The organism is Symbioplanes lichenis, assembly GCF_030709675.1.
GTDB lineage: Bacteria > Actinomycetota > Actinomycetes > Mycobacteriales > Micromonosporaceae > Actinoplanes > Actinoplanes lichenis.
The window spans coordinates 47,043-58,942 of sequence record NZ_JAUZQD010000021.1 but is presented as its reverse complement, the minus strand read 5'-3'; the positions used below and the strand labels follow the sequence as shown (position 1 = coordinate 58,942).

Sequence of the window (11,900 nt, the reverse complement as noted above, 5' to 3'; positions counted from 1 at the left end):
ATGCCGGCCACCAAGACTTTCCAGTACGAGGGCATCGACTCCACCGGCCGCAAGATCAAGGGCACGGTGGAGGCGGCGAACGAGACCGCGGCGTCGCACCTGCTGCGCCAGCGGGGCGAGACGCCGCTCGAGCTGATGGAGGCCGGCCAGGGCCTCAACCGCGAGATCTCGATCCCGGGGTTCGGCAACAAGGTCAAGCTCAAGGATCTGGCCGTCTTCGCGCGGCAGTTCGCGACGATGACCGCCTCGGGCATGTCGCTGCTGCGCTCGCTGGCGATCCTCGAGGAGCAGACCGGCGCGCCGCCGTTGAAGAAGGCGCTGGGCGAGGTCCGTACGGATGTCGCGGGTGGTGTCTCGCTCTCGTCCTCGCTGGCCAAGCACGACAAGGTCTTCCCGCGCCTCTTCGTCGCCATGGTCCGGGCGGGCGAGGCCGGCGGTATGATCGACCGCGCCCTGGAGCAGGTCGCGGACAGCCTGGAGAAGGACACCGCGCTCCGCGGCAAGATCAAGAGTGCGCTGACCTATCCGATCATCGTGCTCGGCTTCACGTTCGTGCTGATCGCGGCCGTGCTGATCTTCATCGTCCCGATCTTCGAGGACATGTTCAAGAACCTCGGCGGGCAGCTGCCGGCGATCACCCAGTTCCTGGTCGACACCAGCCACAACATGGGGTGGATCGGCCCGCTGGTCATCGGGGCCGGCATCGCGATCGCCTCGGTGCACAAGCGCCAGCTGCGGGCCAGCGACGAGTACAGGCTCTTCGTCGACCGCACCAAGCTCAGGATGCCGGTCTTCGGCTCGCTCTTCAGCAAGCTGGCGATGTCCCGCTTCTCGCGCAACCTCGGCCTGCTGCTCAACGTCGGCGTGCCCGTGATGCAGGCGCTCGCCGTCGTCGGCGAGACGACCGGCAACGAGGTCATCAACATGGCCATGAAGGACGTGCAGTCCGCCGTACGCGACGGGCAGCCCATGTCCTCGGCCATGCGGCACCACAAGATCTTCCCCGAGATGGTCACGCAGATGATCGAAGTGGGCGAAGAAAGCGGTCAAATCAGTCAGATGCTCGACAAGGTTGCCGATTTCTATGACAGGGAAGTCGACAGCGCCGCCGAGTCCCTCACCGCCTCGATCGAACCGATCATGGTGCTCGTCATGGGTGCCGTGGTCGGCGGGATGGTGATCTGCCTGTACCTGCCGATGTTCACGATCTACCAGAACATCCAGAGCAACTGATGCCGGCTCTGGAGCAGCACCGCACGCGACCGGTCTCCGGTCAACGTCACACCCATCCCCGTCCCCGTATCACCCTGACGCCCACGGAGGCACCCCCAATGCAGGACATCATCGCCCGGATGCGCACGAAGAAGGACGACGAGGGCTTCACCCTCATCGAGCTCCTGGTGGTCGTGGTCATCATCGGCGTGCTGGTCGCCATCGCTGTTCCGGTCTACCTGAACTACCGGCAGGGTGCCGCCGACAAGTCGGCCCAGTCCGACGTGCGCGGCGCCATCAGCACCATCGAGCAGTACTACACCGACAACGGCAACGTCTACCCGACGACGCCCACCGGCAAGCAGGTCTGGTCGGCCACCAAGCAGTCCTTCAACCTCGGGACCGCCACCGGCACGACCGGCCTGGTCACGCTCTCGGACAAGACCACCATGACGTACGTCGGCACGGACAAGTCGTACCTGGTCTGCGCGACCAACGGCGGCGGCAGCGGCAAGGTCTACGTCTACGACAGCACCAAGGGCGGCTCGGTCTCCGCTCCGACCCCCGCCGTCAGCATCGACACCTGCAAGTAAGCAGCACCAGGCTCCGGGCGGTGTGCCCCGACACACCGCCCGGAGCGCTCCCCACTCCGAAGGAGACCGACATGCCGCAGCCGCTCCTGCTCGGCATCGTCGGCATGCTCGGCCTCGCGGTGGGCTCGTTCCTCAACGTGGTGATCCACCGGGTGCCCCGGGGCGAGTCCCTGGTCCGGCCCGGCTCGCACTGCCCCGCCTGCGGGCACGAGATCCGGCCCCGGCACAACATCCCGGTCGCCGGCTGGCTGCTGCTGCGGGGCCGGTGCGCGGACTGCGAGGCGCCGATCAGCGCCCGCTACCCGCTCGTCGAAGCGGGCACCGCGGCGCTCTTCCTGGCGGTGACGGCGAAGTTCGGCTGGTCGTGGGAGCTGCCCGCGTTCCTCTACCTGGCCGCGATCGCTGTCGCCCTCACCATGATCGACCTCGACGTCTTCCGGCTGCCCGACCAGATCGTGCTGCCGTCCTACAGCGTCGCGCTGTTCCTGCTGCTCCCGCCCATGATCTTTGACGGACAGTGGACGGCCGGCACGCGGGCGCTGATCGCCGCGGCCCTGGTGTGGGGGTTCTTCCTCTTCCTGCGCCTCTTCAAGATGGGCTGGGGCGACATCAAGCTCGCGCCGCTGCTCGCGCTGTATCTCGGCTGGCTGGGCTGGAGCTGGGTGCTGGTCGGCCTGTTCGCGGGCTTCGTCATCGGCGGGTTCGCCGGGAGCGCCCTCATGGCGGCCGGGCGCGCGACCCGCAAGTCCAAGATCCCGTACGGGCCCTTCCTGCTCGCCGGGGCCTTCCTCGCGATCTTCGCCGGCGCCCCCATCGCCGACTGGTACTCCTCCCTCCTCACGCCCACCGTCTGAAAGGAACTCGATGGCTGGCGTCAATCCGATCGGGCTCGACATCGGCTCGTCGTCGATTCGTGCCGTGGAGGTGCGCAGGGCGAAGGACGAGTTCAACCTGTCCAACTTCGGGCAGATCCCCCTGCCGCCCGGCACCATGCAGGGCGGGGTTCTGACCGACGCGGTCGCGGTGACCTCGGCGCTCAAGCAACTCTGGGCCGCCTGCAAGTTCAACACCAAGCACGTCCTGCTCGGCATGACCAACCCGCAGCTGGTGGTCCGCGAGATGACCGTCTCCAACCTGCCGCAGAAGGAGATGCGCCGCTCCCTGCCGTTCCAGGTCCGCGACATGCTCCCGCTGGCGGTCGAGCGGTCGCTGCTGGACTTCCGGCCGCTGGAGGACCCGGGCACCAGCCCGACCGTGCGCGGCCTGCTCGTCGCCATGCCCAAGGACGCCGTGATGGAGCTGGTTCAGGCCGTCGAGAAGGCCGGGCTGCACGTCGTCAACGTCGACCTCGCGTCGTTCGCCCTGCTGCGCGCGGCGTCCCGGCTCGACGCCCAGGTGGAGGCGCTCGTGGACATCGGCGCCGAGGTGACCAGCGTGGTGGTGCACGCCGACGGCGAGCCGCTCATCGTGCGTACGGTGCCGCGCGGCGGAGCCGAGATCACCGAGAGCATCGCGACCCGGCTGGGCATCCCCGCGCCGGAGGCGGAGGCGCTCAAGTGCCGCTTCGGGCTGCACGGCGACGGCCGGCCGGACACCGCGACCGCGGCGAGCGACGCGATCCGGCCGCTGATCAACGAGCTGCGCAGCTCGTTCACGTACCTGGCCTCGGGTGAGCGGCAGAAGCAGGTCACCCGGGTGGCCCTCTGCGGCGGCAGCGCGCTCATGCCCGGCCTGGCCGAGCACGTCCAGAAGGAGCTCGGCGTCTCGGTGATGTACGCCGACAGCGCCGCGCGCCTGCGGGACACCCGCAAGGCCCGCGAGCGCGGCTTCGACAGCTTCGTGCCGGCGGCCGCCGTGTCGATCGGCCTGACCCTGGGAGCGGCAGCCTGATGGCCACAGCCCTCATGCCGGTCGACCCGGCCTCCACGCCGCAGCGGGTCAACCGGCTGCTCACCATCTCGGCCAGCCTGCTGCCCGAGGAGATCTCGCTGGCCCGCCGGGCGCGGCGCACCCGGGGCTGGGTCATCGTCGTCGTCCTGCTCGTGATGGCCATGCTCGGCGCCTGGTTCTTCCTCGCCAACCAGGACACCCAGGCCGCCGACAAGGAGCTGACCGACGCCACCGGCGAGGTCACCGCCCTGCAGCGCGACCAGCGGGACTACGCCGAGGTCGTGGACGTGCAGAACGACACCCAGGCGCTCGCGAAGCAGCTGCAGGCCGTCATGAAGAACGACCTCGGCTGGGCCCGGCTGCTCGACACGCTCGACGACACGGCCACCGGCGCCGGGCTGACCCTGGACGGGATCAACGGCGCGCTCGACGCCGGCACGGGCTCGGGCACGTCGACCGCCACGACCGGCAGCGCGGCCGCCACGATCGGCACGCTGACCGTCACGGGGAGCGGGCCGGACAAGGAGGCCGTGGCGGCGTACATCGAGGCGCTCGGTAAGCAGACGCTGGTCGCCGACCCGTACCTGACCTCCGTGCTCCAGGAGGACGACCCGGACTCGGACGAGGACAAGGTCACCTTCGGGCTCACCCTCAAGATCACCTCGGCGGCGCTGTGCGGGCGCTTCGGGGACAAGTGCGACTCCGGGGGGAACTGATGGGCGGACGGCACGCGGACCGGCTGTGGATGGCCGCCGGCTTCGTCGTCATCGTGCTGATGTCGGTGGCGGCGTGGTTCCTGCTGATCAGCCCCCAGTACGCGGAGGCGAGCGACCTGCGCGCCCAGACCGACACGTCGCTCTCCCAGGCCACGGTGCTGCGCAAGCGGATCGTCGCGCTCAAGAAGGAGAAGACGAACCTCACCAAGCTCAAGGCGACGCTGCAGACCTACCAGGACGCGCTGCCCGCCGACGCCGGCACCTCGGCGTTCCTCCGGCAGCTCCAGCAGTCCGGCACGGACCTGGGCGTCGTGGTGAGCGGCCTGACCGTCGGCATCCCGGCCAACTCCAAGGAGGCCAGCGGCGTCGTGGCGCTGCCGATCCAGCTGACGGTGACCGGCAAGCCCGCGGCGCTGGGCCAGTTCCTCGAGCAGCTGCAGGGTGGCGGGCAGAAGCGCGCCGTACTGATCGACTCGGCGACCTGGACCGCGGCGCCGGACTCGGACAAGCCCGAGGGCACCAGCATCTCGCTGCAGCTCAAGGCGTTCGTGGCGCCGCCGGTCGCGGCCGGTGCGCCCCAGGTCATTACCGACTGACTGCTCAAGTGGGGCGGGCTGTGTTCGATAAGAGGGGCATGCCCCGGGTCCCTCGTCGGTTCAGCCGGCTCTTCCCACGACCGCTTTCCCCGCGGCCGGGGCTGCTTCGGCTCGGTTCCTCCTCCCGGCCGCCGGCTGCCGGCGACGATGCCGGTTACTCGCTCGTCGAGGTGCTGGTCGCCATCACCATCATCGGCACCGTCATGGCGGCCGCCGCGCCCTTCATGACCCGGTCGCTCTCGCTCAGCGCCCTCCAGCGCACCCGGCAGGCGGCGATCCAGATCGCCGGCGACGGGCTCGAACGCGTCCGGGCGCTGGACCCCTCGTCGCTGCTCACCGGGCGCGGCCAGGCCGAGGTGCAGGCACAGTGGGACGCGGCTCCGGCCGAGGTCACCAAGCTCTTCCCCTTCACCAAGGAAGCCGCCTCGGACCCGATGATGGCGGCGGCCGCTCTCGGAGGCAGCACGGCGCCGCTGCCGACCCAGCCGGTGCCGGTCACCATCAGCAACGTCGCGTACAAGCAGAACTTCTACGTCGGCCGCTGCTACCAGAACAAGGTCACCTCCGCCGCTCCGCTCATCGGGACGTGCGGGACGACCAGCACCGGCCTGCCCTTCTTCTGGGCGGTCGTGTCCGTGACGTGGCAGCAGAACGCGTGCCCCTCCGGCGGCTGCGTCGTCGTGGCCTCCACCCTGGTGAGCACCGGCACCGACCCCGTCTTCGACATCAACACCGCCGCGCCCTCGATCCTCGACCCGGTCGCGCAGAAGAGCTATCTCAACCAGGCCGCGAGCCTGCAGATGTCCGCGACCGGCGGCCGCCTGCCCTTCACGTGGTCCGCGACCGGGTTGCCCGCCGGCCTCACCATCGACCCGTCCAGCGGGCTGATCTCCGGCACGCCGACCGCGGGCGGCACCAGCACGGTCAGCGTCAAGGTCGTGGACCGGGACAAGCGCGCCGACACCTCCACCTTCACGTGGACCGTCGCCGCCCCGCCCACGCTCACCAGCCCCGGCGCCCAGGTCAGCCGGACGGGCACCGCGCTGTCCCTGGCCGTCGCGCAGACGGGTGGCATCGCGCCGTTCAAGTGGACGCAGACCGGGCTGCCCGCGGGTCTGACCATCGACGCGGCGACCGGGGTCATCTCCGGCACGCCCACCACGGCGAACGCGAGCGCGGTCCCGGTCACGGTCAGCGTCACCGACTCGGGCGCCCCGGCGCAGACGGTCACGGTGTCGTTCACGTGGCGGGTGCTCACCCCGGTGACGCTCGCCAGCCCGGGGGCGCAGACGGCCACCAACGGGACCGTGGTCACGTACAACCTGGGGGCGGCCGCCGCCGGCGGGCTCAAGCCGTACTCCTGGGTGGCCACCGGCCTGCCGGACGGCACCACGATCGACGCCGCGACGGGCAACGTCACCGGCCGGATCACGCACGGCACCCGCTACATCACGACGGTGACCGTCACGGACGCCGCCGGCGGCAGCGCGACCATCGACGTCATCGTGAGCGTCACCCAGAACGGCCCCAACGACCTGCGCATCACCGCGCCGACAGGCTCCACCCAGACCTCGGCTTCCGGGAAGGCGGCCTCGCTGACCCCGGCGGCGGCGGGCACCGGCCCGTACACGTGGAGTGCGACCGGGCTGCCGGCCGGCCTGACGATCAACTCGTCGACCGGGGCGATCACCGGCACACCGACGGCGAAGGGGACGTCCAAGGTGACCCTGACAGTGAAGAGCGCCACCACGGTCGCGAACCTGATGTTCCTCTGGACGGTGACGTGATGCTCTTCTTCTCGCGGCGGCCGTGCCCCTCCTCGCCTCGGCCGCGCTCCGACGACGACGGCTTCTCGCTGGCCGAGGTCATGGTCACGATGGGCATCATGTCGGTGCTCATGGTGCTCTTCACCGGCGCGATCCTGCAGGTCTACCGCACGGTCAACGCCACGGAGACGCTGAGCGAGGCGCAGGCCCAGCTCGGGCGCGCTTTCCAGACCTTCGACCGGCAGCTGCGGTACGCGTCCTGGGTCTCGGCGCCCGGCACGTTCGGCGGCGCCACGTACGTGGAATTCGCCGGGCCGCAGCTCACCGACTGCTACCAGCTGCGCCTCGAGCCGGGGCCGGCCGGCAGCACCGACAAGGGCGTGCTGCAGCTGCTCAACTGGACCGCGGGCAGTCCCCCGGCGGCGGGCACCCGGGGCCGGACCATCGCCTCGCAGATCGTCACCACAGGCGTCGACCCCTACTTCGACCGCCAGTCCGTCGGCGCCGCGCCCTACGCCAGCACCGGGGTGGGCCAGGACTTCACTACCGCTTTCCAGCGGCTGCGGATCCGGCTCACGACGCGGAGCGGAGCGGGGACGGCCCAGATCGACACCACGTTCACCGCGCTCAACACGTCGGACCAGACGCCGGCGACCAATGCCTGCAGCGAAGGGAGGCCCTCATGAAACCGCGCACCTTCGATGACGAGGGCTCGATGCCCATGGCGATGCTCGTGGTGCTGGTCGCGATGTCGCTGACTGCTGCGCTCGTACCCATGGTGGTCAATCAGATCGTCGGCACGCGGACGGTCGGGGCGCGGACGGTGGCGCTCGACTCGGCCCAGGCCGGCATCGACGCGGCCGTGGGACAGTTGCGGTCGGCCGTGCAGAAGGTGACCAACCCCGACGGCACCGAATCGATCACCGGCACCGTGGCGAACCTGCCGCCGTGCGAGTTGACCGGCGCCGTGCCGGCAACGTCTCTGCTGGGTCTCGCGTTGTCGACGGCCGACACGCAGACCATCAAGTACCGCGTCAAGCTGCAGTACTTCGGCCTGCCGGAGAACGCGACCGACGACACCCCCGTCGAGCTGCCGTGCCCGCCGACCGACGTGCCCCAGACCGCGGTCATGACGGCGACCGGCGCGAGCGTCCCCGCCGACGATCCGCCCACCGAGGGCTCGTCCGGCACGCGCACGATCCAGGCGACGTATACCTTCAAAATCAACAACGAGAACATCGACGGCGGCGCCATCCAGCTCGCCGCCCCCACCACCGACCCGCTGTGCATCGACGGCGGCGCCGACGCCTCCCCGGCCACGAACGCGCCCGCGAACGTCCAGCTCTGCCCCGAGGGTGGCACGAGCGAGCAGCGCTTCGTCTACACGTCGGACCTCAACGTCATGCTGGTCGGATCGGCCACGAGCCTCGCCCCGACGGGCATGTGCCTGCAGGCCGACTACAGCTCCGGCGCAGCGGTGACCTTCCAGCCGTGCGCCGGGCGTACGCCGAAACAGCAGTGGAGCCTCGACAACAACTCGCGCTTGCAGGCCACGCCCAACGGCACCTCGCTCCCCGGCACCTACTGCCTCAACGCGAAGAACGCCGGCGCCGTGGGCCCCCTCGTCATGGGCGCCTGCAACACCGGCAGCAACAAGTCGGTCTGGCGCATGCAGACCAGCGTCGGCGCCGGCATGGCCTCGGCCGCCACGCACCAGCTGGTCAACTACAAGCAGTTCAGCCGCTGCCTCGACGTCACCAACCACAACCCCGGCTTCAAGTACATGATCGTGTGGTTCTGCAAGCAGGCTCCTGACGGCAATGTCTCGTGGAACCAGCAGTGGAGCCTCCCCACCTCGGCCATTTCCCTGGCCACGGCGGTGCCCGAACGTATCCGCACGTACGGCAGCGGCAACCCCGGCTACTGCCTGCGCAGCCCGGGCAACACCACCTCGTACGTCACCATGTCCGCCTGCGCCGCCACCGGCACGCTGACCGACGCCGCTCTCAAGTGGACGGTCTACGGCGACACGGGCAACTACGCCACCAGTTACCGGATCGTCGACAGCAACGGCCTGTGCCTCACCCCGACGGACCTGACGGTCGCCAACCCCGACACCCACACCGACGGCACCGCCACGGTGAAGGTCGCGGCATGCACGAGCTCCGAGCTCCAGAAGTGGAACGCGCCCGCCAACTTCAACAAGCCGCTCGCCATCACCAACACCCAGGAGAAGTGACGCGGGCCCGTTTCTGTCGTACGTCGTGGCTATCCTCTGCGGACGATCTCATCGAGAGATTCGCATGCACGGGGAGAGCAGATGAAGTCTTGGCGCCTGCGCGCGCTTGTCGCGATCGTGGCCACTGCCGCGATCGCCCTGCCGATCACCACTCCGGCCGTCGCGGCGCCCGCCGCTTTTCTCAGCCGGCCGGCTGTTGCGGCACCCGCCGCCGGGCCGGTCCTTGATGTCGCGGCGATCGCTTTCGGGCAGCCGGCGGTCGACGTCACGCAGGACTATGCCTCGGTCGGCCTGACCTGGACGATCACCGACCGGGCGGCCCGGGCCCAGCAGGTCAGCGGAGCGGTCGAGCTGCGCCAGTTCGCCGGTGAGCAGCAGATCGGGCAGCCCCGCACGATCACGTACGCCCTCGACGGCGGCCGCGTGGACGCCCGTGGGTCCGGCACGGCGCAGGAGTCCACCTACTCCTACGAGTTCTATGTGCCGCGCTACTCGTCCGTGGCCGAGGCAGTCTGGCGGGTGACCAAGGTGACCATCGCCGACGACGTCGCCCACGCTCGCACGGTGCGCGACCCCGGGCCGGCCGAGGTGGCCGTGACCCAGCTCGTTGACGACCAGGGTCCGGTCGCCCAGCAGCTCTATTTCGACTTCGACCAGCCGCGGAGCTTCTACGACGACGGGTCGGGCGTGACGTTGCGCTATCGGGTGCTGATCACCGACGACTCCGCCCTCAAGCGGGGCAAGCTGACCCTCGCCGGCCCCGGCGGCACGCGGCTGAGCGCCACGTTCCAGCTCACGCGGAGCGGTTCCGAGTGGTCCTGTAACGGCGAGACGGCGTACGACCCGTCCTGGGCCACCTGTCCCGTCTCGATCGCCGTGCCGGCCGGCTCCCCCTCCGGCACCTGGCGCGTGGCCCGGCTCGACCTGACCGACACGTGGGGCAACACCCGCGCCGACACCTCGCCCGAGGGCCCGGCGCCGGTCCGCGTGAGCCGCAACGACGTGCTGAGCGCGTCGGACTTCGCGCTGACCGAGCGGCAGGTCAACAACTGGCGCCGGCCGGCGTCGACGAAGCTCACCTTCACGCCGCACGGGGCGGTCGGCGGCCTGACCTCTGTCGTCCTCGACCTGTCCTGGTGCTCACAGCCGTCCACCACTCCGGTGACCGGCGCCGACGGGTCCGTCTCGGTCGAAATCGTGGTCCCGGCGGCCCGGCCCAGCACCTGCGAGATCAGCGGGATCGAGCTGACCGACGGCGCGGGCAACGTCGCCTTCTACGGCACGACCTACGGCGCCCCCGGGCTCGGCCTCACCGTCACGCAGGTCCCGGACGAGAAGGCGCCGGTGGTGCGCTCGGCCACACTGACCAAGGCGACGTGGACGCAGCAGGAGACCGAGGACGCGTGGGGTCTCGGCTTCGACGTCACGGTCGAGGTCGACGACTTCGCCCCGATCTCCGGCTTCAGCGCAACCCTCTACGACAGCGAAGGAATCTCGCAGGGCGGCATGTCCGGCGGCGAACACGACGACGGATCCGGCATCTTCCACCTCGCCGTGTCGACGGGGCGCCTCGAGCCCGGGCAGTACACGATCGGCTTCGACCTCTCCGACGCGGCGGGCAACCAGAGCTGGTGGGGCTACCCGAACAACGCCGGCAACCCGATCCCCGGCGGGCCCCTGGTGCTGACCGTCGTCGCCGACTGATCGCTCCTCCGGTCCGGCCCCCGTGGCCGGACCGGGCCGCGCCGCCGGACTGCGCGGCCGGACTGCATGGCGGGCCCGCTCGCGTCGGCGCCCCGCGTCGCCGGGCCGGGCCGCGTTGCCGGGTAGGGGCCAAGCCGGACCGCGCGGTCGAGTGGCCGGAGTCAGGGGCGGCCGGTGGGGAGGGCGGCCACGGCGGTCAGGAGCAGGTGCCAGAAGGCTGGCACGTCGATGGCCACGGCGACGTCGGTGTCAGGCGGGCGGCCGGTGCGGCCGTGGAGGTCGACCACGGTGGCGCCGCGGGTGTGGGTGCCGGTGAGCTCGATGGCGACGGGAGCCGGGACGGTGGTGACGATTGACGGGTCGAGGACGGCGGCCACGGCGATCGGGTCGTGGACCGGAGGATGCTCGAAGCCGAAGACGAGCCGGTAGGTGCCCGCGAAGAACGTCATCAGCTCCGCGCACACAGCACCAGCCCGGGTGCCCAGGTTCTCGAACGCCGCGATGACCTCCGCGGTGGCCAGCGCCTGATGGGTGACGTTCAAGCCGATCATCGTGACGGGCCGCCCCGAGCGCAGAACGATGTCCGCGGCCTCGGGATCGGTGACGATGTTGAACTCCCCGTACGGCGTCGTGTTGCCCCGCTCGGTCGAGCCGCCCATGAGAACAATGCGACGAACGCGCGGCAGCACTTCGGGATAAGTCCGCACCAATAGCGCGACGTTGGTCAGCGGCCCGGTGGCGACAATGGTCACCGGCTCGACGGAGTCCACGAGCAGCCGCCGCATCAACTCGACGGCGTGCACGCCCGCGAGGTCGGGGACCGGGCCGTCCAGGTCGGGCCCGTCCAGGCCCGATGCCCCGTGGATGTCCGCCGCCACGGAAAGCTCACCGACCAGCGGCCGGTCACACCCCGCGGCGACCGGCACATCGGCCCCGGCCAGCGCGAGAATCCGGAGTGCGTTCCGCGTCGTCTTGTCGAGCGTCTGATTCCCGGCGACCGTGGTCACGCCGAGCAGCCGCACCCGCGGATCACCGACGGCCAGCAACAGAGCCAGCGCGTCGTCATGGCCGGGATCGCAGTCGAGAATGACAGGACGAGTCACCCGTACGACGATATGCCCGCGCGGCAGTCCGGAAAGGACAGACCGCCGCGCGAGCGGATCAGAATCAGCGCCCCGCCGACA

At 70.3% G+C, this 11,900-nt stretch carries 11 protein-coding genes; 10 read left to right on the top strand and 1 reads right to left on the bottom strand.

The features are described from left to right. From RAN62_RS37445 to RAN62_RS37400, 10 genes are all read left to right on the top strand, one after another. Positions 1-1,233 (top strand): type II secretion system F family protein, encoded by a 1,233-nt coding sequence (locus RAN62_RS37445; protein ID WP_305789613.1) that lies wholly within the window; start codon positions 1-3, stop codon positions 1,231-1,233. A 98-nt stretch (positions 1,234-1,331) separates the two neighbouring features. Beyond that, entirely contained in the window at positions 1,332-1,805 is a 474-nt protein-coding gene (locus RAN62_RS37440; protein ID WP_305789612.1) for a type II secretion system protein, read from the top strand. A gap of 71 nt (positions 1,806-1,876) precedes the next feature. After that, positions 1,877-2,659, top strand: a complete 783-nt coding sequence (locus tag RAN62_RS37435) for a prepilin peptidase (RefSeq protein ID WP_305789611.1) — start codon at positions 1,877-1,879, stop codon at positions 2,657-2,659. A gap of 10 nt (positions 2,660-2,669) precedes the next feature. Next, positions 2,670-3,695, top strand: coding sequence for a type IV pilus assembly protein PilM (gene pilM, locus RAN62_RS37430; RefSeq protein WP_305789610.1), 1,026 nt, complete (start codon positions 2,670-2,672; stop codon positions 3,693-3,695). After that, positions 3,695-4,411, top strand: a complete 717-nt coding sequence (locus tag RAN62_RS37425) for a PilN domain-containing protein (RefSeq protein WP_305789609.1) — start codon at positions 3,695-3,697, stop codon at positions 4,409-4,411. Before pilM ends, RAN62_RS37425 begins: the two co-directional genes overlap by 1 nt. Beyond that, the gene (locus RAN62_RS37420) at positions 4,411-5,007 is read left to right on the top strand and encodes a type IV pilus inner membrane component PilO (RefSeq protein WP_305789608.1); all 597 of its coding nucleotides are present in this window, start codon (positions 4,411-4,413) and stop codon (positions 5,005-5,007) included. Before RAN62_RS37425 ends, RAN62_RS37420 begins: the two co-directional genes overlap by 1 nt. Positions 5,008-5,045: 38 nt before the next feature. Next, entirely contained in the window at positions 5,046-6,794 is a 1,749-nt protein-coding gene (locus RAN62_RS37415) for a putative Ig domain-containing protein (protein ID WP_305789607.1), read from the top strand. Beyond that, a complete protein-coding gene (locus RAN62_RS37410; RefSeq protein WP_305789606.1) occupies positions 6,794-7,459 on the top strand; it encodes a prepilin-type N-terminal cleavage/methylation domain-containing protein in 666 nt (221 codons plus the stop codon). Before RAN62_RS37415 ends, RAN62_RS37410 begins: the two co-directional genes overlap by 1 nt. Further along, the gene (locus RAN62_RS37405) at positions 7,456-9,012 is read left to right on the top strand and encodes a ricin-type beta-trefoil lectin domain protein (protein WP_305789605.1); all 1,557 of its coding nucleotides are present in this window, start codon (positions 7,456-7,458) and stop codon (positions 9,010-9,012) included. Before RAN62_RS37410 ends, RAN62_RS37405 begins: the two co-directional genes overlap by 4 nt. A gap of 81 nt (positions 9,013-9,093) precedes the next feature. Then, on the top strand, positions 9,094-10,716 hold the full coding sequence (locus tag RAN62_RS37400; RefSeq protein WP_305789604.1) for a hypothetical protein: 1,623 nt from the start codon (positions 9,094-9,096) through the stop codon (positions 10,714-10,716). Positions 10,717-10,877: 161 nt separating this feature from the next. On the opposite strand, the gene RAN62_RS37395 is transcribed toward RAN62_RS37400, so the two are convergent. Continuing rightward, a complete protein-coding gene (locus tag RAN62_RS37395; protein ID WP_305789603.1) occupies positions 10,878-11,819 on the bottom strand; it encodes a nucleoside hydrolase in 942 nt (313 codons plus the stop codon). Between the last annotated feature and the right edge of the window lie 81 nt (positions 11,820-11,900).